Source organism: Sphingomonas pseudosanguinis (assembly GCF_052056765.1).
In the GTDB taxonomy this organism is placed as follows: domain Bacteria; phylum Pseudomonadota; class Alphaproteobacteria; order Sphingomonadales; family Sphingomonadaceae; genus Sphingomonas; species Sphingomonas pseudosanguinis.
Genome location: NZ_CP189888.1, coordinates 1,074,931 through 1,101,498, shown reverse-complemented (window position 1 = coordinate 1,101,498; position 26,568 = coordinate 1,074,931). Strand labels below are relative to the sequence as shown.

Sequence of the window (26,568 nt, the reverse complement as noted above, 5' to 3'; positions counted from 1 at the left end):
ATATCGAACGATGTGGGCTTTCTCTGGCCAACCACGGCTCGGGCATCCTCCTGTGCGAATGCCCTCCGGTATGACCGATCCGGGTTGGGCATGCACCCTGTCGTAATAATGCAACAGACCGAAACGGCCGCATTGAATACGTATGCGGGTTGATTGGCATTTGCCGCGATCGATTTCACAGAAAGCGCCAACAACCATACCCGTCCCTTGAAAGAAGGCGGGGTTTCCTGGAGGGGATTTCATGACGGTTCGCCCTGTGGCGCCGGCCGATGCCGCGCGCTCGTTCCTGAAGCTCGGCGCCAGCACGCTGGCCCTGGTCATCGCCGCGCCGCTCGCCGCGCAGAATTATGCGATCGTGCCCGATCCGGCGGCCAAAACGGCCGACAGCGCCAACCCCAATGACGGCGCCGCCGCCCAGTCCCAGACGCCAGCGCAGGGCGAAGCCGACAGCACCGATATCGTCGTCACCGGCTTCCGCGCCGCGCTGGAAAACGCCGTCGCCGAGAAGAAGAACCGCGATCTGGTCGTCGAGTCCGTCTCGGCCGAGGATATCGGCAAGCTGCCCGACGCCTCGATCGCCGAGTCGATCGCGCGCCTGCCCGGCGTCACGTCGCAGCGCGTCAACGGCCGCTCCAACGCCATCTCGATCCGCGGCTTCGCGCCCGATTTCTCGACCACGTTGCTGAACGGCCGCGAGCAGACCTCGACCGGCGACAACCGCGCGGTCGAATATGACCAGTATCCGGCCGAAGTCGTCAATCAGGTCCTGATCTACAAGACCGCCAATGCCGCGCTGATCGGCCAGGGTCTGTCGGGCACCGTCGACCTGAAGACCATCCGGCCGCTCGATTACGGCAAGCGTGTCTTCTCGGTCGGCGCGCGCGGCACCTATGCCGATATCGGCAAGCTGAATGCCGGATCGAAGGACTTCGGCTATCGCGCGACCGCGACCTATGTCGACCAGTTCGCCGACGACACGATCGGCGTCGCGCTGTCGGCCAGTTATCTCAACGAACCATACCAGATTCAGGAAGGCAATGCCTGGGGCTATGCCGACACCACGGTCGGCGGCCAGCCGGCGAAGGTCATCGGCGGCTCCAAATCCTATGTCACCTCGACCACGCTGAAGCGACTGGGCCTTTCGGGCACGGTGCAGTGGCAAATGAGCGACCATTTCACCAGCACGCTCGACGGCTTCTATTCCGACTTCAACGACGACCAGATCAAGCGCGGTATCGAACTGCCGCTGGCCTGGGGTTCGGGCACGTCGCTGACCAACCCGGTCGTCGCCAACGGCCTGGTCACCTCGGGCACCTTCAACAATGTCGAAGGCGTGATCCGCAACGACTCGTTCCAGCGCAAGGCCAAGCTCTATTCGTTCGGCTATAACGGCAAGTATAAGGGCGATGACGGCTGGAGCGCGATGCTGGACCTCAGCTACTCGCGCACCGATCGCGACGAGATCACGCTGGAGACCTATAGCGGCACCGGATACGGCCAGGGCGTCGGCGCGACCGATACGATTGGTTTCACGACGGGGCGAAACGGCACCGTCTTCAAGCCGACGCTGAACTATTCCGATCCCAACCTGATCCAGCTCACCGATCCGCTGGGCTGGGGCGGCCAGACGCGGCAGACCGGCTATTTCAACGACCGCAAGGTCACCGACGAGATCAAGCAGTACCGCGTCGAGATCGAGCGCGAGGTCGCCACGCCGATCGTCAGCGCGCTGCGCTTCGGGCTGAACTACACCGACCATTCCAAGTCGCTGAGCCCCAATGAGCAGTTCGTCACCCTGCCCGGGGGCGCCACCATCGCGCCGTTGCCGCAGCAATATCGCCAAGCGCCGACCGACCTGACCTATCTGGGTCTGGGACCGATGCTCAGCTATGATCCGCGCGCGCTGCTAGCGGGCGGGGTCATCACCCTAACGCCCAACGCCAGCCCCGACGTGCCCGCCAAGGCGTACACCACGACCGAGCACCTGATGACCGCCTATCTCCAGGCCGATCTGAAGGCGCAGCTGGGCACGGCCGAGCTGACCGGCAATATCGGCGTGCAGGCGGTCGGCACCGAGCAGAAGTCGCGCGGGCTGATCTATAACGGCACCGGCTATACCAACATCGTCCAAGGCGACGATTACTGGGACATCCTGCCCAGCGCCAATTTGTCGCTGCGCCTGCCCAGCGAGTGGGTGTTCCGCGTGGCGGCGGCGCGCCAGATGATGCGCCCGCGCTTCGACGACATGCGCGTCGCCCTGTCCTATGGCTTCGATGCGCAGCAGGGCATCATCTCCGGCAATGGCGGCAACCCGTATCTGCGTCCGATCCGGTCGAACTCGTTCGACGTCACCGTCGAGAAGTATTTCGGCACGCGCGGCTATCTGGCGGCGCAGGGCTTCTACAAGGATCTCAAGAGCTTCGTTTACAATCTTGAGCAGCCCTATGACTATACCGGCCTGCCCCTGCCCGCCGCACTTCCCGCCGGCATCCCGAACCAGGGCCGCATCACCCGGCCGATCAACGGCACCGGCGGCAAGATTTATGGTGTCGAGCTGGCGGGTACGCTGCCGCTGGGTCAGGTGGTCGACTTCCTCGACGGCTTCGGCCTGACGGGCGGCGGGTCGTACACCAAGACCGAGATCACGCCGACGCCGGGCGGCGAGCCCGAGGACATTCCCGGCTATTCGCGCTGGGTCGCCAACGGCACCGCCTATTTCGAGAAATGGGGCCTGAACATCCGTGGCTCGGTCCGCTACCGCTCGACCTTCGTGGGCGAGCTGTCGGGCTTCGGCGCCAACCGCGTCCGCCGCCGCGCCATCGACGAGACGATCGTCGACGGCCAGATCGGCTATGACTTCCAGGAGGGCACGTTCAAGGGGCTGTCGCTGTTCCTGCAGGGCCAGAATCTGACCGACACGCCGTTCATCACCACCAATGGCGGAAACCGTGAGCAGGTGATCGATTATCAGAGCTATGGCCGCCGCTTCCTGGCCGGCTTTACCTATCGCTTCTGATGCCCCTACCCCGCGCCGGTTCGATGATCGGCGCGGGATTTCGTGAGACGCCGCATGGACGCCGCCCCTTCGACAGACCGTATCGCAAGGCCCGCGATCCCACAGGCAGCCGTCACACAGCGCGTCGTGATCGTCGGTGGCGGCACTGCCGGATGGATGGCGGCGGCGGCACTGGCGCGGTTCGTGCCCGCCTCGACCCGCATCACCCTGATCGAATCCGATGCGATCGGCACGGTCGGGGTGGGCGAAGCGACCATCCCCGGTATCCGCCTGTTCAACCAGATGCTCGGCCTCGACGAAGCCCAATTCCTCCGCGCCACCAATGGCAGCTTCAAGCTGGGCATCCGGTTCGAGGGCTGGTCGGGTGAGGGCAGCGGCTATCTCCACGCCTTCGGCAGCATCGGGCGCGGCCTGGGGCTGGTGCCGTTCCATCATTACTGGCTGCGCGGCGGCGGGGCGGCGAACCCGGCTTCGCTCTGGACCCATATGGCGAGCGCGCAGGCCGCGATGGCGGGCCGCTTCGCCCCCGACCCCGGCCGGCCCGACCTGCCCAGCGGTCTGGCCTGGGCCTATCATTTCGATGCCAGCCTCTATGCCGCTCTGCTGCGCCGCCATGCGGAAGGTGCGGGCGTGGTGCGGATCGAAGGTAAGATCGCCTCCGTCGCACGCGACGCCGCCGGGCGGATCGACCACGTCATGCTGGAAGGCGGCCACCGCGAGGCGGGTGACCTGTTCATCGACTGTACCGGCTTTCGCGCGCTGCTGATCGGCGAGACGCTGGCCGAGCCGTTCGACGACTGGGCCGAGCTGCTTCCGTGCGACTGCGCGCTGGCGGTGCCGGGCGAGCGGACCAGCCCCCTGCCCCCCTATACCCGCGCGATCGCGCACGGCGCGGGGTGGCGCTGGCGTATCCCGCTCCAGCATCGCACCGGCAACGGTCTGGTCTATGACGGCCGCCATCTCTCGGACGACGAGGCCGCCGACCGGCTGCTCGGCGCGCTCAATGGCGAGGCGATCGGCGATCCGCGCCTGCTGCGCTTCACCACCGGGCGGCGGCGGCGCGCCTGGGTGGGCAATTGCGTCGCATTGGGGCTGGCGGCGGGGTTCCTGGAGCCGCTGGAATCGACCAGCATCCATCTGATCCAGTCGGGGATCGCGCGGCTGCTCGACTATTGGCCGGGGTCGACGCTCCAGCCGGTCGAGGTCGATGCCTATAACCGCCTGACCGAGACCGAATGGCTGGGCATCCGCGACTTCCTGATCCTGCATTACCACGCCAATGCCAGGGCGGAGCCGTTCTGGACCGAGCGCCGCGCGGTGCCCCTGCCCGACAGCCTCACCGCGCGGATTGCGCTGTTCCGGGCCAATGGCCGTATCCAGCGCGAGGGCGACGAACTTTTCGCCGAGCCTGCTTGGGCGCAGGTGATGATCGGACAGGGCATCCTGCCCGTCGGCCATCACGCCCTCGCCGATGCGCTGTCGGCCGACGAGTTGGATGATTTCCTCAGCCTCACCCGGCGTCACGCCGCGCAGGTGGCCAGCCGGCTGCCGACGCACGACGCCTTCCTCGCCGCGCATTGCGCCGCGCCTGCTCCGAAGGTTTTCGCATGAAAAAGCTGCTGCTCGCCCTGCTCGCGACCGCCACGCCGCTCGCCGCACAGGATTATCGCCAGCGCCTGCCGCAGGACGAGGTGATCTATTTCGTCCTACCCGACCGTTTCGAGAATGGCGACACCGCCAATGATCGCGGCGGGCTGAAGGGCGGGCCGCTGACCACCGGCTTCGATCCGACGCACAAGGGTTTCTATCATGGCGGGGACCTGAAGGGGCTGACCCAGCGGCTTGACTATATCCAAGGCTTGGGTGCGACCGCGATCTGGCTGGGGCCGATCTTCAAGAACAAGCCTGTGCAGGGTGCAAAGGGCCAGGAGAGTGCGGGCTATCACGGTTACTGGATAACCGACTTCACCACGGTCGATCCGCATCTGGGCAGCGAAGCCGATCTGCGCGCCTTCATCGCCGCCGCGCATGGCCGGGGGATGAAGGTCTATATGGACATCATCGTCAACCACACCGCCGACGTGATCCAGTATCACGAATGCGCGGAAGGGTCGCCCTGCCCGTACCGCGACCGCGCAACCTATCCCTATCAGCGGCGCGGCGGCGTGAAGGGTGCGGCGATCAATCCGGGCTTTCTGGGCGACGATGTGCCGACAGCGGCGAACTTCACGAAGCTGACCGATCCGAATTACGCCTACACGCCCTACGTCCCGGTGGCGGAGAAGAACGCCAAGACTCCCGCCTGGCTCAACGACCCGATCTATTATCACAATCGCGGCAATACGACGTTCGAGGACGAAAGCTCGACCACCGGTGATTTCTCCGGGCTGGACGATCTCTATACCGAGAACCCGCGCGTCATTGCGGGGATGATCGACATCTATGGCAGCTGGATCGACCGCTTCGGCATCGATGGCTTCCGCATCGACACCGCCAAGCATGTGAACCCCGAATTCTGGCGCAGTTTCGTGCCCGCCATGCTCGATCGCGCGCGCGCCAAGGGCATCCCCAACTTCCACATCTTCGGCGAGGTGACGGCGGGGATGGAGCCGGGCTATCTCGCGCGCTGGACCAAGATCGCCGACTATCCGGCAGTCCTCGACTTCGCCTTCATGAACGCGGTGATCCAGACGGTCGCCGAGAACAAGCCGACGCGCGTCCTCTCCAACCTGTTCGAGGGCGATGTGCTCTATGCCAAGGGCGAGGCGACGGCGGACATCCTCCCGACCTTCCTTGGCAATCACGACCATGGCCGGTTCGCGCGCGACGTTCGCCTGGCGAACCCGAACGCCTCGGACGACGAAATCCTGAAGCGGGTCGAACTAGGCCATGCGATGCTGCTGACCCTGCGCGGCGTGCCGACCATCTATTCGGGTGACGAACAGGGGTTTGCGGGCGACGGCAACGACCAGGATGCGCGCGAGGACATGTTCGCCAGCAAGGTCGCGAGCTATAACGACAACAAGCTGGTCGGCACGTCCAAGACGACCGCGACCGACAGCTTTGTCCCCACCCACCCGCTCTATCGCGAGATCGCGGCGCTCGCCCGTCTGCGCACCGCCAACCCCGCCCTGACGCGAGGTCGGCAAGTGATCCGCGCGCGCGGCGATGCGCCAGGGCTGTTCGCCGTATCGCGCTTCGATCCCGCCACGGGTCGCGAATATGTGATCGCCTTCAACACCTCGGCCAAGCCGCTCACCCAGGCCGTGCAGGTCGAAACGGCATCGGAGCGGTTCGCAACCATGGCCGGAACCTGCGCGCCCAGCGCCGCCGCGCCGGGGAGCCTGATGCTGGAATTGCCCGCCTTCGGCTATGCCGTCTGCGCGGCGGAGAGCCGTTGATGACTAAGACCATCCCCACCGCCGCCCGCCCCTGGTGGAAGGGCGCGGTGATCTATCAGATCTATCCGCGCAGCTTCGCCGACAGCAATGGCGATGGCATCGGCGATCTGCCCGGTATCACCGCGCGGCTGGATCATGTCGCCAGCCTGGGCGTGGACGCGATCTGGCTGTCGCCCTTCTTCACCTCGCCGATGAAGGATTTCGGCTATGACGTCGCCGACTATCGCGACGTCGATCCGATCTTCGGCACGCTTCACGATTTCGACGCGCTCGTCGCGCGCGCGCACGAGCTGGGGCTGAAGGTCGTCATCGATCAGGTGTACAGCCACACCTCCGACGAGCACCCCTGGTTCACCGAAAGCCGCGCCAGCCGCACCAATGCGCGTGCCGACTGGTATGTCTGGGCCGATGCCAAGCCCGATGGCTCGCCGCCGTCCAACTGGCAGTCGGTGTTCGGTGGCCCCGCCTGGACCTGGGACGCGCGGCGCGGGCAATATTATCTGCACAATTTCCTGAAGGAACAGCCGCAGCTTCACGTCCATCATCCGGACGTGCAGACCGAATTGCTGGCAACCGCGCGCTTCTGGCTGGACCGGGGCGTGGACGGCTTCCGGCTGGATGCGATCAACTTCATGATGCACGAGCCGACGATGCGCGATAACCCGCCCGCGCCGGACACGGGCAAGACGCGCACCCGGCCGTTCGACTTCCAGTTGAAGCTCTACAATCAGAGCCATGCCGACATCGTGCCCTTCCTGGAGCGTATCCGCGCGACGCTGGAGGAATATGGCGACCGCTTCACCGTGGCAGAGGTCGGCGGCGACGAGGCGGATCGCGAGATGAAGCTGTTCACCGCCGGCGACCACCGGCTGAACACGGCCTATGGCTTCGACTTCCTCTATGCCGACCGGCTGACCCCGCGCATCGTCGCCGAGGCGCTGGCGAAATGGCCTGCTGAGCCGGGGATGGGCTGGCCGAGCTGGGCGTTCGAAAACCATGACGCGCCGCGTGCCGTCTCGCGCTGGGCCAGCCCCGAGCATCGTGACGCCTTTGCGCGGATGAAGATGCTGTTGCTGCTGTCGCTTCGCGGCAACGCCTTTGTCTATCAGGGCGAGGAACTGGGGCTGACCCAGGTCGATGTGCCGTTCGAGCGGCTGGTCGACCCGGAGGCGATCGCCAACTGGCCGCTGACCCTGTCGCGCGACGGGGTACGCACGCCGATGCCGTGGAGCAGCAACGCGATCAACGGTGGTTTTTCGGACGCAGAGCCCTGGCTGCCGGTCGGGCCGGACCATGCCGCGTTGGCGGTCAACCGGCAGGACGGCGACCCGGACTCGCTGCTGAACCTCACCCGCCGCCTCGTCCGCCTGCGGGCCGAGACGCTCGCGCTGGCGGTCGGCGACCTGACGCTGCTCCACGCCGACGACCAGCTGCTCGCCTTCGAGCGGCGCGAGGGCGAGCAGCGGCTGCTCTGCCTGTTCAATCTGGGCGACACGCCCGTGACCCTGCCCCCTGCCCTGCCACGCGGTGGGCGGGTGCTGGTCCAGATCAATAGCGCCACCGACGAACGCCTGGGCGCGTTCGCGGCGGCGATCCGGGAGATGACTGCATGAAGACGACCATTGCCATCGGGCTCGGCCTGATCGCCAGCGCCGCCCAGGCCCAGAACGGCCCCGCCGATCCGGCGGTCAACGAGACGTTCAAATTCGCCAAGCCCGCCGGACAGCCCGACGCGATCGAAACTTCGCCGGACGGCAAAATCACCGTGCAGGTGTCGACCGACAATGACGGTCGCGCGGTCTATATGATCGCGCGGGGCGGCGAGGCGATCGTCGCGCCCTCGCGACTGGGCATGATGTTCACCGACGCGCCCAAGATCGAGCGGGGGCTGAAGATCGAGTCCGTGTCGCACGCCAAGTCCGACACCAGCTGGACCCAGCCCTGGGGCGAGTGGCGCACCATCCGCGACAATCACCGCGAGATGCGCGTCCGCCTGATGGAGTCGAGCGCGCTCCATCGCCGCTATGACGTGGTGTTCCGGGTGCAGGATGACGGCGTCGGCTTCCGCTACGAATTTCCCGAGCAGCAGGCGCTTCCACACGCCAACATCGCCGAGGAGTTGACCGAGTTCAACATCGCCCAAGGCGGCACCGCCTGGTGGAAGCCCGCCTTCCTTTGGAACCGCGAGGAATATCTCTATAACCGCACAGCCATCGGGGCGGTGGGTACGGCGGCGACACCGATCACCATGAAGCTGGACGACGGCACCCATATCGCCATTCATGAGGCGGCACTGGTCGACTATGCCAGCATGGCGGTGATGAAGACCGAGGGGAACAGCTTCAAGGCGGTGCTCACCCCCGGCTCCGGCGCGCCCAAGGTCGTGAAGACGGGTGCGTGGACGACTCCGTGGCGCACCTTCCTGATCGCACCCGATGCGGGCGGGCTCTACATGAGCCATCTGATGCTCAACCTGAACGAGCCCAACAAGCTGGGCGACGTATCCTGGGTAAAGCCGGGCAAGTTCGTCGGCGTGTGGTGGAAGATGATCAAGGGCGAATGGAGCTGGGCACGCGGGCCGCGTCACGGCGCGACCACCGCCAATGTGAAGACCTATATCGATTTCGCATCCAAATACGGCATCCCGGGCGTGCTGGTCGAAGGGTGGAATATCGGCTGGGACGGCGACTGGGCGGGCAATGGCTCGGCGATGCAGTTCGCGACCCCGGCGGAGGATTTCGACGCGGACTATCTGGCCAGATATGCGAAGTCGAAAGGCGTCTCGTTGATCGGCCATCACGAGACGGGCGGCGCGGTCAGCCATTATGAGAGCCAGTTCGACCCGGCCTTCAAATTCGCCGCCGATCATGGCGAGCATGTCGTCAAGACCGGCTATGTCGCCGATGCGGGCCAGATCGAGCGGGTGAACGCGGACGGCTCGGTCGCCCGTGAGTGGCATGAGGGCCAGTGGATGGTGAACCACCATCTGCGCGTGCTGGAGGCCGCCGCCAAGTACAAGGTGTCGATCGATGCGCATGAGCCGGTCAAGGACACCGGCCTGCGCCGCACCTATCCCAACTGGCTGGCGCGCGAGGGCTCGCGGGGCATGGAATATAACGCCTGGCCGGGCAAGAACCCGCCCGAGCATGAGGTCAACCTGGCCTTCACCCGGATGCTGGAAGGGCCGATGGACTTCACGCCGGGCGTGCTGAGCCTGACCGGCAGCGACAATAGCCCGATCCAGTCGACTATCGCCAAGCAGCTGGCGCTCTATGTCGTGCTCTACTCGCCGGTGCAGATGGCGGCCGACACGCCCGAGAATTATGCCAAATATCCGCAGGCCTTCCGCTTCATCGCGGACGTGCCGGTCGACTGGGAGGATAGCCGCGTGTTGAACGGCGAGGTCGGCGATTACGTCACCTTCGCGCGGCGGGACCGCAAGAGTCGCGACTGGTATATCGGGTCGATCACCGACGAGAATGCGCGGGAGCTGACCGTCACGCTGGATTTCCTCGATCCGGGCAAGTCCTATGAAGCGCAGGTCTATAAGGATGGCCCTGGCGCGACCTATGCGACCGACGCGCGCCATTCGATCGCGTTCGAGACCAAGCGGGTCAAGAAGGGCGACACCCTCATTCTGTCGCTCGCACCTGGTGGTGGCCAGGCGATCCGGTTGAAGGCGCTGTAAACCCAATCCTCCCCATCTCCGATGGGGAGGGGGACCGCGCCCGCAGGGCGTGGTGGAGGGGCATTCACCCCTCGCCCCTCCACCATCGCTTCGCGATGGTCCCCCTCCCCAAGCAGAGCTTGGGGAGGACTGGGTTTGTTACTTCGTCGGGAAGCCCCGCTGCTTGAGCAGCGCGTTCACATCCGGATCGCGACCCCGGAACGCACGATACGCCTCTGCCCGGTCGGTCTCATTCCCCGTCGACAGCAGGATACGCGCGAAGCGGTCCGCCGTCGCCTTGTCCCACGGGCTCCCCGCTTCCTCGAACGCGGCGAAGGTGTCGGCGTCCATCGTCTCCGACCAGAGATAGCTGTAATAGCCCGCCGAATAGCTGTCCGACGAGAAGAGGTGATTGAACTGCGGCAGGCGGTGCCGCATCACCAACTCCTTCGGCATGCCGATCTCCTTCAGCGTCGCCGCCTCGAACGCCGCCGGATCGACGATCCCGTCCGGGATGGTGTGCAGCTTCATATCGACGATCGCCGACGACAGATATTCGGTCGTCGCAAAGCCCTGGTTGAAGGTCTCCGATGCCTTGATCTTGTCGAGCAGCGCCTGCGGCATCGGCTGGCCGGTCTTGTAGTGGCGCGCGTACTTGTCGAGCACGTCGCGGGTCAGCAGCCAATGCTCGTTCACCTGGCTGGGATATTCCACGAAGTCGCGCGGCGTGCCTGCCAGCCCCGGATAGGTCACGTTCTGGAGCATCGCGTGAATCGCGTGGCCGAACTCGTGGAACAGCGTCTCGGCATCGTCCAGGCTGATCAGCACCGGCTCGCCCTTCGCACCCTTGGCGAAGTTGTTGTTGTTCGACGACAGGACATTCTGCACCGGCGGCAGGTTGCGCTGGCCACGATAGGTGTTCGCCCATGCGCCCGAACGCTTGCCCGTCCGTGCGAAATCATCGCGGTAGAACAGGCCGACTTCCTTGCCATTCCGCGTCACATGCCAGACGCGCATGTTCGGCTCGAACACCGGCACCGTGCCGGTGATCTCCTTGAACTCCAGCCCATAGAGCCGGTTCGCGGCATAGAGCGAACCCTGGATGATGTTGTTCAGCTCGAAATAGGGCTTCAACTCGGCCTGATCGAGGTCGTAGCGGCTCTTGCGGACCTTCTCCTGATAGAAGCGATAGTCCCAGGGCTCGATCGTGATCTTCGCGCCTTCCTTATCCGCAATGGCCTGCATGTCGCGGACCTCCTCGGCGACGCGCGCCTTGGCGGCCGGCCAGACGCGCATCATCAGGTCCATCGCGGCGGCCGGGGTCTTGGCCATCGTGTCCTGCATCCGCCAGTCGGCATGGGTCTTGAAGCCCAGCAGATGTGTGCGGTTGGCGCGCAGGCGCACGATGCGGGCGATGGTCGCCTTGGTATCGTTGATGTCGCCATTGTCGCCGCGCTTGGTGAAGGCACGCCACACCTGCTCGCGCAGCGCCCGGTCGGTGCCGAAAGTCAGGACGGGATCGACCGCCGAGCGGGTGTTGACGATCGCCCAGCCCTGTACCCCGCGCTCGACCGCCGCCGCCTTGGCGACCGCCTTCACGCTGTCGGGCAGTCCCGCTAGCCGCGCCTCGTCGGTGACGATGATCGCGGTGCCCTCGTCCGCCAGCAGCCGCTGCGAGAACTCGCTGAAGTTGATCGCCAGATTCTGGTTGAAGGCGGACAGTTCCTCCTTCTGGGCAGGGGTCAGCTTGGCACCCTGCCGGACGAAGCTGTCATAGGTACGCGTGACCAGCCGCTTCTGCTGCGCGTCCAGCCCCGACGTGTCGCGTGCCTTGTAGATCGCGTCGATCCGGGCGAACAGCTTGGGGTTGAAGGTGATCTCGTCCGACGCCTTGGACAGCTTGGGCGACCATTCACGGTCCAGCGCCTGATAGGCGGGCGTATTCATATTGCCCGTCATCACCCCGAACAGCGTCATCACGCGGTTCAGCGTTTGCCCGGCATTCTGCATCGGAACGAAGGTGTTGGCGAAGGTCGGCTTGGCCGGATTGTTGGCGATCCGCTCATAGTCCTGGCGACGCTCGGCCAGCGCCGCCTCGAACGCGGCCGGGAACAGCTCGGGCTTCACCTTGTCCCAGGGCGGCACCCCGCCATAGGGGCCGGTCCAGGGGGCGATCAGCGGGTTGGTCGCTGGGGCCTGCGCGGCCTGGGGCGGACCGGCGAGCACGGAACTGCTCAGAAGCGCCGCAAGACCAGCGGCGAGGTAGAGATGACGCAAGGCGAACTCCCGTTCATGAAACGGGCGTCATCATAGGCCCCGGCGCAAACGGGTAAAGTCTTCTGTCCCACTCCCCGAGCGTCAGGAAGCGTCGTCCGGCTGTTCGCGCGCGGTCCGCGCCGCCGCGATCAGCGACTGTCCCGTCGCTTCGGCGGCAAAGGGGGTCATCGCCACCGCGACCCCATTGGGGCCATCGAGCATCACCACGCCCTGTTCGGCGGTGGCGACGCCCGGATCCGCATGGACCGGCGACGAGCGGAACGGCGTGTTCATGCGCCCTTCTCGTTCATCGCCGGACCACCGCCGAAGAGATAGCCGGAATCGAAGTCCGCCAGCGCGCGGAGCGCCTTGGGGTCGAGGATATGGACCTCGCCGCTGCGAAAGGTCATCAGCCCGCGTTCGCGCAGCGACCGCAGCACGCGGTTGAGATGGACAGGCGTAATGCCCGCCGCCTCCGCAAGATCGATCTGGGTGACGGGAAAGCGGAACATGCCGTCACGCACCAGGTCGACCATCGCGAGCCGTTCGTGCAGCTCGCAGAACAGATGCGCGACCCGCCCGTCCGCCTCCAGCCGGCCGAGGCGGAACACCCATTCGCGGTGCATCGCGGCATCGAGCAGCGTCGAGAACCACAGCATGCGCGTCAGCCGGGGCCGATGCTGCAGGATGGACTCCAGCCGGTCATGACCGACGGTCGCGACCCGCACCGGGGTCAGCGTGGCGACGTCATGGTCCAGATAGCGCATGGGAAAGGCGTGCAGGTCGACGAAATCGCCCGGCACATGGAAAGCCACGATCTGCCGGTTGCCCTGACGATCGTCCATGTACCGGCACATCACACCTTCGAGCAGCAGGCTGCTATACCGCACCCGCTCGTCGCGGCGGATGACGATTTTGCGCGCCGGCATCGCGATGACGTCGGCGACGCTGTCCTCCAGCACCGCCATGTCGTCGGGCGTCATCGCCTCGCGCCCGCGCCCCTTCAGGAACAGGTTCGTATGCCGAAGCGGCTTGGATACGAACGCGTCACCCTCCAGGGTATCGATCGCCGATGTCGGCATGCGCAGTCCTTTTCGCCAGCGTTACGAAAAGGGTAATCGTTCGTGGCGGCAACGGTTCCGGATCAGGCGCCGACCGACTTGCCGGTCGGCTGCACCGGATCGGCACTCGCCAGCGCCTGGTCGGGATGCTTGCGATTGCTGCGCACCGAGGCCCAGAAGGACAGACCGATCAACGTCGCGCCGATCAGACCGGTGATCGTCTCGGGAATCTCGAAGCGAACCGACAGCAGCATGATCGCGGCCAGCGCGATGATGGCGTAGAAGGCGCCATGCTCGAGATAGCGATACTGGGTCAGCGTGCCCTTATCGACCAGCATGATCGTCATCGAACGCACGAACATCGCGCCGATGCCGAGGCCGAGCGCGATGATGAACAGGTTGTTCGACAATGCGAAGGCACCGATCACCCCGTCGAACGAGAAGCTGGCGTCCAGCACCTCGAGATACAGGAAGGCCGCGAAGCCCGACTTGGCCGCCGCGCCCGTCGCCGCGTCGCCATCGCCCTCCAGCAGCACGCCGATCGCATGCACCGCGATATAGGTCAGCAGGCCGAAGATGCCGGCGGTGATGAAGGTCATCGCCTCTTCGGCGGGGATGAACTGCGAGATGCCATACAGGGCGAGCAGGACGATGCCCGTCGCCAGCCCCGAAATCTCGCGCAGCGCAGCCAGCGGACGCTCGATGATCGACAGCCAATGCTCCTCCTTCTCGTCGTCGAGGAAGAAGTTCAGGCCGACCATCGCCAGGAAGCTGCCGCCGAAGCCCGAAATGCCGACATGGGCCGAGGTGATGATCTGTTCGTAGCGGACCGGATCGCCGGCGGCGAGCTTGATTGCCTCGATCGGCCCCATATGCGCCGCGATCGCCACGATCGCGAGCGGGAAGACGATCCGCATGCCGAAGACCGCGATCAGGATACCCCAGGTCAGGAAGCGCCGGCGCCATTTGTCGTCCATGTCGCGCAGCACGGTGGCGTTGACCACCGCATTGTCGAACGACAGCGACACCTCCAGCACGCCCAGGACCAGCACGATCCACAACACGCCGAGCGTGCCGGGCAAGGTGCCCGTGCTCTGAAAGCCCAGCCACGCCGCGATCGCCAGGCAGATGCCGGTGAAAAGGAATGAACCCTTATAATATTTCAGCAGCATCGGCTTGACCCCCTGTACGCTTTTCCGGCCCGGTGGCCGGCACTCCGGCAAGTGGACGGTAAAGCCCGCACCGCCATGATTTGTTCAATCATCGGCGGCTCTATCGTCGGGGATGCCGACAAGGCAAGCCGGCGGACATGAGGTACATTCGCGCGGCCGGCGTGACGGCGGGGTCAGACGCCGACGTCGTTGCCCGACAGCTGCTCGCTGATCCGCTCGGCGCTGATCCGCGCCTGCGCCAGCGCCTCGTCTTCGTTCACCATCGCGTCGGTCAGGCGGATGAACGGCACGGTCAGCACCGCACAGGTACGCTGCCCGCGTCGGATCGGCGTGGCCAGTTCCACCATCCCCGCCATTTCCGGGCTTTCGCCGCGCGCATAACCCTGCGCGCGGACGGTGTCCGCCTGGGCGATCAGGGCGGTGCGCGCCGCATCGTCTAGCGGCGGATGGAACAAGGCTTCCCAATCGCGCCGGACCGCATCGGTCTGACCCGCATAAAGGACCAGCCCCGAGGGGGTCTCATAAAGCGGCCGGCGATAGCCGACCCGCACGGAGAAGCCGATCGTCGTGCTCGCCTCCATCCGCGCGATGACCGAGGACGACGCGCCCGAGGGGATCGCCAGATAACAGGACTGGCCGATCCGATCCGCCAGCTGGCGCATTTCGGGCAACGCCTGTTCCATCAGGCTGCGCACCGGCGGCCGCTTCAAGCCCAGATGGAACAGCCGCTCGGTCATGACATAACCATCGGGGCCCTGGCGGACATAGCCGCGATGCTCCAGCACCTGGATCATCCGGAACAGCTCGCCGGTCGAACGGCCCAGCCGGGTGACGATCGCGCTCATCGTCAGCGGATTTTCCTCCGCCGATAGAAGCTCGAGAATATCGAGCCCCTTTTCCAGTGCCGGCGCGCGGTACAGCCGCTTGTCTTCCGATACCTCCGTCGACTCCGTAATCAAGCAACCCCTCCGTCATCCTGTGAGCGGTCGCCCGCACCGGTCCATTATCGGAAAAATCCGGGCCCGGATTACATCCAACGGCCAAATGGCATCAAGTTGATATATATTGACTACGACGTCGGTTCATCAATCAGGATGTGAGCGATATTCCCATCGCGGATCGCGAGGGTGCGCACGCCCGGCGCCGTCCCCTTCGTGACCAGCCCGGTGTCGCGCAACTCCACCCGCCAGCGCCCGGCATGGGGCGTGGCCGACCGGATATTCCCCGCCCCGCCCAGCAAGGCGGACAGCGCATCCGGCAAGGTCGCGGCCGAAGGGGTCGCCGTCGGCGCGACCGCCGGCGTCGGCGACGATGCGGGCGCGACCGGACTGATGATACGTTGCCCCTGCCCGGCCGCCATCGCCGCGCGCATCTCCATCGCGACGGTGTCGGCAACGGGCCCCAGCACCACCTGCACGCCTGTCGGCGAGGGCCGCAGGATGCCGCGCGCGCCCAGTCGCTTGAGCGCCGGCTCGTCGACGATGGCGGGATCGTTGACGATCAGGCGCAGACGCGTGGTGCAGGCGGCGACCTCGGCCAGATTGGCGCCGCCGCCCATCGCCGAGACGAAGGACGCCCCGCGCCCGCCCTCGACGACCGGCTGCTCGCCCTCGGCGACGCTCTCGCCCGCCGGCTCGACCTCGCGGCCCGGCGTCTGGAGGTTCCAGCGACGGATAGCGAAGCGGAACACGGCGTAATACAGAACCGCATAGACCGCGCCCACCGGCACCAGCAGCAGCGGCTTGGTCGCCTGTCCGAAGTTCAGCACATAGTCGAACAGCCCGGCCGAAAAGCCATAGCCCAGCCGCACGCCCAGCGCGTTCATCAACGCTTCCGCCAGACCCGTCAGGATCGCGTGGAAGGCGTAGAGGACCGGCGCCAGGAACATGAAGCTGAACTCGATCGGCTCGGTCACGCCGGTCAGGAACGACATCAGCGCCAGACTGAAGAGCATGCCACCGACCGCCTTTTTCCGCTCGGGCAGCGCTTCATGATACATGGCGAGACAGGCGGCGGGCAGGCCGAACATCATGACGGGGAAGAACCCGCTCATGAACGCGCCCGCCGTGGGGTCGCCCGCGAAGAAGCGGCGCAGGTCGCCGGTCGTGCCCTGATAATCGCCGACCACGAAATAGGCGACGTTGTTCAGGATGTGGTGTAGCCCGGTGACGATCAGCAAGCGGTTGAGCACGCCGAACGCAAACAGGCCGAGCCCGCCGGCCTGCACGACGCCCTGGCTCAGCGCATCGACACCGGCATTGACCGGCCCGAAGGCGAGGCCCAGCAGCCCCGCCAGCCCGAGGCCCGCCAGACCCGCGATGATCGGCACGAAACGCCGGCCGCCGAAGAACGCCAGATATTCGGGCATCTTGATGGTGGCGAACCGGTTGTAGAAGCTGCCGCCGATCAGGCCGGCGACGATGCCGACCGGCACGTCGAAACGGTGGACCGCCTTCATCCGCCAGGCGGCATCGACGGTGGCGGCGATGTCCTTGGCAAGCCCCGCTCCTGTGCCGGCGGGCGGCACGACCAGCGTCTCAGCCCCCTTGATGGTGACGAGATAGCAGGTGATCCCCGCCAGCGCCGCCGCGCCATTGCCATCGCGGGCAAAGGCGGTGGCGACGCCGACCGCGAACAGCAGGCCCAGATTGTCGAAGATCGCATTGCCCGCATTCGCCATGAAGGCGATGTTGAGCATGTCGGGCTGGCCCAGGCGCAGCAGCAGACCCGCCACCGGCAGGACCGCAATGGGCAGCATCAGCGCCCGCCCGAGCGATTGAAGCGAGGCCATGGGCGAGCTCATGCGCCGATCTCCTGAAGCATCTTGGTGATATACGCGCGCACCGCCGCCGCCGAGGGAAGCTCCAGCGCCTCCGCCGCCACGGCGCGGCACCGCGCAAGGTCGAGCTTGCCGACCAGCGCCTTGATCGCGGCGACCCGCGCGGGCGGCGCCGACAATTCGGTCACGCCCAGGCCGAGCAGGATCGGCACCGCGAGACGATCGGCGGCCAGCGAACCACAGACGCCGACCGGCGTGCCATGCCTGGCCGCACCCTCGCAGGTCGTGCCGATCAGCCGCAGCACGGCCGGATGCAACCCGTCGACCCCGGCGGCCACCGCCGCGTTGCCGCGATCCATGGCCAGCGTATACTGGGTCAGATCGTTCGTACCGATCGAGAAGAAGTCGGCCTTACGCGCGAGAATATCAGCGGAAATGGCGGCGGCGGGCGTCTCGATCATCACGCCGACCTCCGCCTTGCCACCTTGGCGTTCGACGACGTCGCGCACCGACTCCAGCTCGGACAGGCTGGCGACCATCGGCGCCATGATCCGGCATGGCTGGCGCACCGCCAGGATCGCCGCCACCTGATCCTCCAGCAATTGCGGATCGGCCAGCGACACGCGAATGCCGCGCAGACCCAGCGCCGGATTCTCCTCGACGGGCAGGTCCATGTACGGCGCGGGCTTGTCGCCACCGACATCGAGCAGCCGGACGATCATCGGCCGGTCGCCCAGCGCATCGGCGATCGCCTGATAATCCTGTGCCTGTTCGTCGCGGGTCGGCGCGGTCGCGCGCTCCAGGAACAGGAATTCGGTGCGGAGCAGGCCACAGCCTTCCGCGCCCTCCGCCACCGCCGCCTCGGCATCCGCGACCGAGCCGAGGTTCGCGAACATCTCGATCCGGGTGCCATCCGCCGTGCGGCATGGTCCCTGCGAGGCGCGTGCCGCCTCCATCTCGGCCTTGCGGCGGGCGATGGTGTCACGGACGCCGTGCTGCACCTCGGCATCCGGCTCGGGGTCGATCAGGCCGCGATCGGCGTCGAGTATGATGACGCGACCGTCCTCCAGCGCCGCCAGCGGCTCGCCGAACGCGACCGCCATGGGCAGCCCCGTCCCCGCCGCCAGGATCGCGGCGTGCGAGGTCGGCCCGCCTTTGACCAGCGCGATGCCGGCGACGACGTTCGCGTCGAGCGCGGCGACCTGGCTGGGCAACAAATCCTCGGCGACGAGGATGGCACCGGCGGGGACGCTCGGCCCCTCGATCGGCAGGCCGGCCAGCGCGGCCAGCACATGGCGTTCCAGATCGCGCAGATCGTCGGCACGCTCGGCGATGCGGCGGTCGCCGCTCGACACCAGCACCGCGACCTGCTCGGCGATCGCCTCCTGCCACGCTACGCCCGCACTCAGACCCCGGCCGACGCCCGCCATCGCCGCTTCCGACAGGGTGGGATCGGCCAGCATCGCGCCATGCGCGGCCATCACGCCACCGCGCGCACCACCTGCCGCCGCCGCCAGCACCAGTTCCTCACGAACATGCGCCAGCGCGTCGGTCAGCTTGTGACGCTCCGCCTCGGGCGTGTCCGCGACCGTCTCGACCGGGATCGCCGCGCGGATCAGCCGGTGGATCGGCCCCACCGCCAGACCGGGTGCGGCGGGCACACCGCCCAGCCCAGGCCCGTCGCCACGCGCCGGCTCGGGGGCTTCGCGCGGCCCTTCCTCGACGGTCGCATCGTTCAGAAAGGCGATGACCTCGGCCATCGCGGCGGCGGCCTGGGGGCCGGTCGCCTCGATCCGCACGGTCGTGCCATGGCCAAGACCGAGGCCAAGCAGCCCGACGGCGCTCAAGGCCGAGGCATGACGATCGCCATGATACAGCGTGACCTGCGCCTCGTGCCGACGCACCGCCTCGACCAGCCGCGCGGCGGGACGGGCGTGCAGGCCATGCGACAAGGCGACGACCGTCTCCTCGATCAGCGTATCGCCGACCACCTGCGTCTCGGCCGTCTCCACCGCCAGCGGCACGACGCGGAGCAGCGGATCGCCGACCGCGACCACGCCCGATGCGATCGGCTCGACGCCGTAGCGGGTGGCATCGGCGACGATGATCGGGGTCACGACCGCCGGCGCGTCCCGGACCAGATGGTCGAGATCAAAGCGGATCAGCGGCTGGCCGGCCAGCACCTTGGCCCCCGCCTGCACCTGCGGCGTCAGCCCCTTGCCGCCGAGCGACACGGTGTCGATGCCGATATGGCAGATCAGTTCATAGCCGTCGGTGCTGCGCAGCGTCACCGCATGACCCGCCTCATGCACGGTCAGCACGGTCGCATCGCACGGCGCGCAAAGTACATCGTTGACGGGGTCGATGGCGATCCCGTCGCCCAGCATCTTTTCGGCGAAAACCGGATCGGGCACCTGCGCCAGCGGCATCACCCAACCCGCCAGCGGGGCATAAATGGTCAGGTCACTCATCGCACGTCACTCTCGCCAAACTGCTATTCCTCTCCGCAACGGCCCCGCTGTCTCAGCGCGGGCGGACCGTCACGCGGCCGATCAGACCGCTCTCGATATTGCCCAGCCCCGCGACGACCAGCGCGATCGTTCGCTTGCCCTCGCCCGCCGGTAGCGTGGCCGTCAGAGGGCCGGGCTTGGGATCGCGCTTCTCCGCGACCAATTGCCCGTCGACGAACAGGCTGGCCATGCCGCTGACTTGCGCAAAGCTCAGCTCGCCGCCGCGCCCCGCCACCGCCCGACGCGGGGTCAGCACGGTGCGATACAGCCGCCAGCCGGCCGGCTCCGCCGGGGTGGGCGTACCGGCGCGGACAAAGGCCCAGCCATTATTGTCGCTGGCCGCCGGCGCCAGATCGGCCGCCGGCCTGGTGTCGAACCGGGGCGAGCGCCGCCAGTCGCGCAGATCGGTTTCGGCCGGCACCGTCGCGACCTGCGCGCGCGGGGGCACGCCCAGCCGGTCGAGCCGCAAGCTGGCGGGCTTCAACCCATCGGCGACGGCGCGAATGGTGATGCGCCCGCGCCCGACATCCGGCCGCACGATCATCTGGGCCAAGCCGTTGAACAGCGAACGCTGGTTGCCTTTCTCGGGCTCATGGCTGTTGGGATCGCCATTGCCGACGCCGATGATCGCCCCGCCCTCGATGGTGAAGCGCGTCATCAGATTGGCGGTCGGGACGTGGCGCCCCTTGGCGTCGACGGCATCGATGGTGATCGCCTGCGCATCCTCGGTATCGCCCGCCATCACGGTGCGCGCCGGGGTCAGCCGCAGCGCGACTGGCGCGCCGACCGTCTCGTGCGCCGCGCGGGCGACTTCGCGGCCGCCGCGATAGGCGATCGCCTCGATCCGGCCCGGCGCATACGGCACGGTCCACTCATTGCCCATCAGCCGGTCGACCGCCGCCTCGCCCACCGTCTTGCCGTTCAGGCGAAGCACGACATGCTCGGCATTGGACAGGACCATGACCTTGGTCGGCTTGCCCTCACGCCCCGGCCAGCTCCAGTGCGGCGCGATGGCAACGACGGGGGCGTCGTCGACCCAGGCGGCGCGGTGGATGTCGAAGGCGACCTTCGGGAAACCGCACAGATCCATGATGCCGAAGAAGCTCGCGATGGTCGGCCATTCATAGGGCGTCGGCTCGCCATGATAGTCGAAGCCGGTCCAGACGAACCCGCCCGCCACATAGGCGCGCTCGGCGATCTTCTTCCACGCACCCCGGTGCGTGTCGCCCCAGCTCGCCGCCTCGACATCATAGCTCGACGCGATATGGCGCGCCGGATCGCTCTCGAACGCGCCGCGCGTCATGAAGGCGCTGGTGTCCTCCGAGCTGGTCATCGGCTGATCGGGGTTCCGCTGGTGATAGCGGTCGTAGTCACCCTGATAATAGTTGAACCCGGTCACATCGACGACCTGCGCGACGTTGACCGGATCGAAGAACGCACCGTTCATCGCCGCCGTCACCGGACGGCTGTCGTCGAGCGCGCGGACCCAGTGCGCCATGCGCCGCACCATTTCGACGCCCGAGGGCGTGCCCTGCATCGGTTCTTCGTTGAAGACCGACCACATGATGACGCTGGGATGATTGCGGTCGCGCCGGACCAGCCATTCCAGCTGCGCGCGATATTCGGGCGCGGGATTGAACTGCCGGTTCTCGTTCATCACCAGCAGGCCCAGCCGGTCGCACCAGTCGAGCAGCTCGGGCGTTGGCGCATTATGGCTAGAGCGCACCGCGTTGCAGCCCATTGCCTTCAACCGCTCCAACCGCCAACCGATCAGCGCATCGGGGATCGCGGTGCCGACGCCGGCATGATCCTGATGCAGGCAGACGCCCTTCAGCTTGACGGGCCGGTCGTTGAGGAAAAAGCCTTGGCCTGCATCGAAGCGGAGCGTGCGGAAGCCGATCGGCACGCGGCGCTCATCCGCCACCTGTCCGTCGCGAAGCACCCGGACATGCACCGTATAGAGCGTCGGCCGCTCGACCGACCAGAGCATCGGGTCGGCCACCGACAGGTCCAGCGTGGCGCTGCCCTCGTCCAGCGACGTGACCGCCGCCTGCGCCTGCCCCTGCGCCACGAGCCTGCCTTGCGGATCGAGCAGCCGCGCCTCGACCGTGACGCTCGCGTCGACGGGGGCGATGCTGGTCAGCGTCGTGGTGACGGGGACATGCCAGCCGCCATCGCGCTTGCGCGGGTCGCAATGCACGCCGTCGGTCGCGATCGAGACAGGCGCATAGTCGCCCAGCCAGACATGGCGATAGAGGCCGGCGCCTTCGTACCACCAACCCTCCATCGCATTCGCATCGACGCGGACCGCGACGACATTGGCCTCGTCCCCGAAGCGTGCGAACGGGGTCAGGTCGATGCGCACCGCATTATAACCGGAGAAATTGTGCGAAACGACGCTGCCATTGACCCAGACGGTCGCATGGGTCGCGATGCCGCCGAACTCCAGCTCGATCCGCCGTCCGCGCAAAGCTGGGTCCAGTCGGAAGCTGCGCCGATACCAGCCGATCCCACGCGGGCGGTATCCTTGCGCGACATTGGCGGTCTTCACGAAAGGCTGGAACGAGGCCCAGTCGTGCGGCAGGTCGACCGCCTGCCAGTCGCTATCGTCATAATCGACCGCCGCCGCGCCGCGCGCATTCCCGGCCTTGACCGACAGGTACGTGGCGTTGTGCGTATCGAGCGCGGCCGGCTCGACATCGCCCTCATGGAACAGCCAGCCGCGATCCATCAGGACGCGCGCGGCGTCCTGCACCGGCAAGGCGGACGGAAGCCGGTCGACGGGAGCAGGCATGGGAAGCGCACCGGCACCATCCGCCGGGCGGCGATCGGCGGCGATAAGCGGAACAGGCGCGATGCCGCCCGCCAGCCCCACCACCGCGCTGCCCAGCAGCAGGTCCCGGCGCGCGACCGTCATGCCGCCACGCGCTCCGCCGAGGCGATGCGCGTCTCGATCGGCTTGAGCGCGGCGTCGAGCACCACCCAGTCGGCACGCAGCCCCTTGGCCAAGGTGCCGCGCTCATGCGAAAGCCCCAGGAACGCCGCCGGATGCGTCGCGGCCATCGCGGCGGCCTGATCGACGGTGATGCGCAGTTGCGCGACCGCGTTGGCGACCGCCGACCCCATGTCGAGGTCCGAGCCCGCCAGCGTGCCGTCGGTATAGGTGCACTTGCCGCCCGAGACATCGATATGACGACCGTGCAGGACAAAGTCCTTTTCCACCGCGCCGACCGACGACATGGCGTCGGTGACCAGCATCAACTTCTCGAACGGCCGCGCCTTCAGCGCCAGCCGCAGCATCGGCGCGGAAACGTGGAAGCCGTCGATGATCAGGCCCGCAAAGGGGCGCGGATCGTCGAGCGTCGCGCCTGCCAGCCCCGGCACGCGCTGCTGCATGGCGGGCATCGCGTTGTACAGGTGGGTGACGCCGATCAGACCGGCATCGAACGCCTCGACCGCCTGTTCGTAGCTTGCCTCGCTATGCCCAGCGCTGACCAGCACGCCCGCGTCTACCAGACGCTTGATCGTGGCGACCGGCACGCGTTCGGGCGCGACGGTCAGCATGACCTTGCCACGGCGCGGGTGGGTCAGAACGGCGATCATCTCCTCATCCAGATCGCGGAAGCGCGCCGGGTCGTGGATGCCTTTCCGCGCCGGATTGAGCACCGGCCCCTCGACGTGGATGCCGACGATGCCGGGCACCTTGGCCTCGATCGCCTCGTCGATCGCATCGAGCGCGCGGGCGATCTTGTCGGGCGTCTCGCTGACCAAAGTCGGCAGCATCGCGGTCGTGCCATAGGCCGCATGCGCCGCCGCCATCGTCGCGATGCCGTCCACGTCGAGACGGTCGTTGAACAGCACGCCGCCGCCGCCATTGACCTGCGTATCGATATAGCCGGGCACGACCCAGCCGCCGTTCAGGTCGATCGTGCCCGACGAACCCTCCACCGCGCCGATCGAAGCGATACGATCGCCGTCCACGACGATCTCCGCACCCGGCAGAACCCCATTCTGGGTCGCGACATGGCCGTTGACGAAACGGAAACGGGTCATAGCGTGCGGGTCACTTTCTGCAGATGCGGCGGCGAGTCGGGGTCCATGCCACGGGCGAGCGCCAGCGCCTCGACCATGCGGTAGAAGCTGGCGAGCATCGCGATCGGCTCCAGCGCGGGGTGGCCGGCGACCATCGGCAGGTCACCGCCCTGCCCGGCGACGAACGGCTTGGCACCGCGCGCGGCGAACTGGTCGGCGACCGCCTTCACATCCTCACCCGCCACGTCGGAGGTAGCGAAACCCAGCACCGAATAGCCCGGCTCGACGATGCGCATCGGGCCGTGGCGAACCTCGGCGGCGCTGAACGGCTCGGCCTGGATCGAGCAGGTTTCCTTGAGCTTCAGCGCGGCTTCCTGCGCCACGCCGTATCCGTAACCGCGCCCCAGCACGAACATCTGGCTGACCTCACGCAGCCCCTCGACCGCCGAGGACCAGTCGAGGCCCAGCGCCTGCTCGACCTGACCGGGCAGATCGTTCAGCGCAGCCTCCAGCATCTCGTCGCCTGCCCAGGCGGCGGCGAGTTGCGCCAGACCCGCCAGCGCGGTCAGGCAGGACTTGGTGGCGGCTACGGCCTTTTCAGGACCGGCCGACAGCGGCAGGAAAGTGTCCGCACCGGTCGCCAGCGGCGACTCTTCATCGTTGACGAGCGCGACGATATGCGCGCCGCCCGCGCGATACGCCTCGACCGTCGCCAGCAGGTCCGGACTGCGCCCCGACTGCGAAATGGCGATGACCAACGCGCCTTGCACCTTCATCGGCGTTTCGAAGATCGACGCGACCGAGGGCGCGGCCGACGATACCGGTACGCCGGTCTTGGTCTCCAGGATATATTTGCCATAGGTCGCGGCGTGATCCGACGAGCCACGGGCGATGGTGATGATCACCGGCGGCGGGGCGGCACGCAGCCGCTCGGCCAGCGCCTTGACGGTCGGCGCATTGCGCGCGAGCAGCCGGGCGATCGCCTCCGGCGCCTCCCCCGCTTCCGCTCCCATCAGGGTGCTGGTCCCCGCACTTCCGGCGGTCATCACTTCAGACATCGGTTAACTCCGCGACGAAATCATAGGCATCGCCGCGATAGAAGGACTGGGTATATTCCACCGCCCGTCCATCGCGTAGAAATCCGCGCCGCTCGATCAACAGGCCGGCATGGCCCGGATCGACGTCCAGCATCTTGGCATGATCGGCCCCGAACGGCACCGCGCGCAGCCGCTGCAGCGCGCGCACCGGGCGATTGCCCGTGCGCTCCAGCGCGGCGTAGAGCGAGCGATCCACCGCCTCGACCGAGGGCAGCGCGAAGCCGGCGATGGTCGAGATCTCGATCGCCATCGGCACGTCATCGGCATAGCGGACACGCTGGAAACGATAGACCGCCGCGCCCGGCGACAACCCCAGCGACAGCGCCTCCTCCGGCGTCACCATGCCCGGCGCGCGGCTGACCCACTCGCTGCTCGGCGTGCGACCGCGCGCGATCATGTCTTCGGAGAAGGACGACAGCTTGGAAAAGCTCTTCTCGACGCGCCCCGCGACGAAGGTACCCGCGCCGCGCCGGCGCGTCAGCAGCCCTTCCTCGACCAGACCGCCGATCGCCTTGCGCACCGTGATCCGCGATACGTCATATTCGATCGCCAGATCTCGCTCGGCGGGGATGGCATCGTCCTCGGCCAGCACATTGTTGGTGATCGCATCACGCAACAGCTGCTGGAGCTGGAGGTATAGCGGCGCGGGGTTCCCTTTCCGAAAGGAGCCGACCTGCGCCGAAAATGTCATGGCCGCGCCATCCCCCTTTGCGGGCACATCGCTCATGCCGCGCCCCGCTTCACCAACGGACTTATCGCAGCCCAACCATAGGGGCAATAGGTATTATATTTGGCATACATTGGGATTTACTTCCTCTCTATCGCCTGACGCAGGCCCGCCACCTTCTCCACACTCGTCCGTCGCCTGGGGCCGGTCGCGAAGCCCATGGCGGTGATCCGGGGATCGCTCCAATCCGCGCGGACGCTGGCCGAGGCATGGACCGCGTCGACCCCGGTTCGCGCGATCAGCGCCGCCGCATTGTCGGCGGAGACGCCCGATCCCGCAATGATCGCGATACGCCCCTTGGCAGCCGCGACCATTGCCGCGATGACGTCCGCCCCGGCCTCCGCCGTCACCGCACCGCCCGAAGTCAGGATATGGTCATAGCCCAGCTCCACCGCCTGCTCGACCGCTGCGACGGGATCGGCGACCAGATCGATCGCGCGGTGCAGCACGATCGCGACATCCTTGGCAGCATCGCGCCACCGGGCAAGGACATCCAGGTCGAGCGTCCGGTCATCCGCCATCGCCCCGACGACGACACCGGCTACCCCTAACGCCACCATCTGACCGATCTCCTCGGTCGCCAGCGCGACATCCGGCGCATCATAGCGGAAGTCGCCGTCACGCGGGCGGACCATGGCATGGACGGGGACGCCCGACGCTACCGCCTTCGCCACCAGCGCCGCCGAAGGCGTCAGCCCGCCCAGCGCCAGCGCCCCGCACAGCTCGATCCGGTCGGCGCCCCCTGCGACGACGGCCGCCACGCCATCGGCATCGTCGATACAGATTTCGAGCAGCGGCCGCGTCCCGTGCCGTGGTGGTGCCGTCATGTTATCCCCCGACTTGCGTCCCG

Annotated in this window: 17 protein-coding genes; 5 read left to right on the top strand and 12 right to left on the bottom strand. The window is 66.9% G+C overall.

Going from position 1 to position 26,568, the window contains the following annotated elements; all coding sequences use genetic code 11:
• Positions 1–241 precede the first annotated feature (241 nt).
• From ACQHGV_RS04895 to ACQHGV_RS04875, 5 genes are read left to right on the top strand one after another with little or no spacing between them, the layout of a single operon-like run.
• On the top strand, positions 242–3,016 hold the full coding sequence (locus tag ACQHGV_RS04895; RefSeq protein WP_440979656.1) for a TonB-dependent receptor: 2,775 nt from the start codon (positions 242–244) through the stop codon (positions 3,014–3,016).
• 54 nt (positions 3,017–3,070) lie between these two features.
• Positions 3,071–4,627 carry a tryptophan halogenase family protein gene (locus tag ACQHGV_RS04890; RefSeq protein WP_440979655.1) on the top strand — a complete coding sequence of 519 codons (1,557 nt, stop codon included), beginning with the start codon at positions 3,071–3,073 and terminating at the stop codon, positions 4,625–4,627.
• A complete protein-coding gene (locus tag ACQHGV_RS04885) occupies positions 4,624–6,417 on the top strand; it encodes an alpha-amylase family glycosyl hydrolase (protein ID WP_440979654.1) in 1,794 nt (597 codons plus the stop codon). The genes ACQHGV_RS04890 and ACQHGV_RS04885 overlap by 4 nt, the downstream gene beginning before the upstream one ends.
• Entirely contained in the window at positions 6,417–8,030 is a 1,614-nt protein-coding gene (locus ACQHGV_RS04880) for an alpha-glucosidase family protein (RefSeq protein ID WP_440979653.1), read from the top strand. The genes ACQHGV_RS04885 and ACQHGV_RS04880 overlap by 1 nt, the downstream gene beginning before the upstream one ends.
• A complete protein-coding gene (locus ACQHGV_RS04875; RefSeq protein ID WP_440979652.1) occupies positions 8,027–10,105 on the top strand; it encodes a glycoside hydrolase family 97 protein in 2,079 nt (692 codons plus the stop codon). The genes ACQHGV_RS04880 and ACQHGV_RS04875 overlap by 4 nt, the downstream gene beginning before the upstream one ends.
• 138 nt (positions 10,106–10,243) lie before the next feature.
• Here ACQHGV_RS04875 and ACQHGV_RS04870 read toward each other — a convergent pair whose 3' ends face one another.
• The 12 genes from ACQHGV_RS04870 to ACQHGV_RS04815 all read right to left on the bottom strand — a co-directional run bounded on the left by ACQHGV_RS04870 (position 10,244) and on the right by ACQHGV_RS04815 (position 26,545).
• Positions 10,244–12,361 carry a M3 family metallopeptidase gene (locus tag ACQHGV_RS04870; protein WP_440979651.1) on the bottom strand — a complete coding sequence of 706 codons (2,118 nt, stop codon included), beginning with the start codon at positions 12,359–12,361 and terminating at the stop codon, positions 10,244–10,246.
• Between the two features lie 81 nt (positions 12,362–12,442).
• Positions 12,443–12,634 carry a hypothetical protein gene (locus tag ACQHGV_RS04865; protein ID WP_440979650.1) on the bottom strand — a complete coding sequence of 64 codons (192 nt, stop codon included), beginning with the start codon at positions 12,632–12,634 and terminating at the stop codon, positions 12,443–12,445.
• Positions 12,631–13,422 (bottom strand): Crp/Fnr family transcriptional regulator, encoded by a 792-nt coding sequence (locus ACQHGV_RS04860; RefSeq protein ID WP_183951416.1) that lies wholly within the window; start codon positions 13,420–13,422, stop codon positions 12,631–12,633. The genes ACQHGV_RS04865 and ACQHGV_RS04860 overlap by 4 nt, the downstream gene beginning before the upstream one ends.
• Positions 13,423–13,484: 62 nt before the next feature.
• Positions 13,485–14,573 (bottom strand): DUF475 domain-containing protein, encoded by a 1,089-nt coding sequence (locus ACQHGV_RS04855; protein ID WP_183951417.1) that lies wholly within the window; start codon positions 14,571–14,573, stop codon positions 13,485–13,487.
• 173 nt (positions 14,574–14,746) lie between these two features.
• Positions 14,747–15,532 carry an IclR family transcriptional regulator gene (locus ACQHGV_RS04850; protein ID WP_183951418.1) on the bottom strand — a complete coding sequence of 262 codons (786 nt, stop codon included), beginning with the start codon at positions 15,530–15,532 and terminating at the stop codon, positions 14,747–14,749.
• A 110-nt stretch (positions 15,533–15,642) separates the two neighbouring features.
• Positions 15,643–17,376 (bottom strand): N-acetylglucosamine-specific PTS transporter subunit IIBC, encoded by a 1,734-nt coding sequence (nagE, locus tag ACQHGV_RS04845; RefSeq protein WP_440979649.1) that lies wholly within the window; start codon positions 17,374–17,376, stop codon positions 15,643–15,645.
• Positions 17,373–19,823: a phosphoenolpyruvate--protein phosphotransferase gene (gene ptsP / locus ACQHGV_RS04840; protein ID WP_440979648.1), complete on the bottom strand. Its 2,451-nt coding sequence runs from the start codon at positions 19,821–19,823 to the stop codon at positions 17,373–17,375. The genes nagE and ptsP overlap by 4 nt, the downstream gene beginning before the upstream one ends.
• 52 nt (positions 19,824–19,875) lie before the next feature.
• Positions 19,876–22,779 carry a beta-galactosidase GalA gene (galA, locus tag ACQHGV_RS04835; protein ID WP_440979647.1) on the bottom strand — a complete coding sequence of 968 codons (2,904 nt, stop codon included), beginning with the start codon at positions 22,777–22,779 and terminating at the stop codon, positions 19,876–19,878.
• A complete protein-coding gene (gene nagA, locus ACQHGV_RS04830; protein ID WP_440979646.1) occupies positions 22,776–23,915 on the bottom strand; it encodes an N-acetylglucosamine-6-phosphate deacetylase in 1,140 nt (379 codons plus the stop codon). The genes galA and nagA overlap by 4 nt, the downstream gene beginning before the upstream one ends.
• Complete coding sequence (locus tag ACQHGV_RS04825; protein WP_440979645.1) at positions 23,912–24,952, bottom strand: SIS domain-containing protein; 1,041 nt, start codon at positions 24,950–24,952, stop codon at positions 23,912–23,914. The genes nagA and ACQHGV_RS04825 overlap by 4 nt, the downstream gene beginning before the upstream one ends.
• Positions 24,945–25,682, bottom strand: a complete 738-nt coding sequence (locus tag ACQHGV_RS04820; protein ID WP_007404101.1) for a GntR family transcriptional regulator — start codon at positions 25,680–25,682, stop codon at positions 24,945–24,947. The genes ACQHGV_RS04825 and ACQHGV_RS04820 overlap by 8 nt, the downstream gene beginning before the upstream one ends.
• Positions 25,683–25,798: 116 nt before the next feature.
• Positions 25,799–26,545 (bottom strand): copper homeostasis protein CutC, encoded by a 747-nt coding sequence (locus tag ACQHGV_RS04815; protein ID WP_440979644.1) that lies wholly within the window; start codon positions 26,543–26,545, stop codon positions 25,799–25,801.
• Positions 26,546–26,568 lie beyond the last annotated feature (23 nt).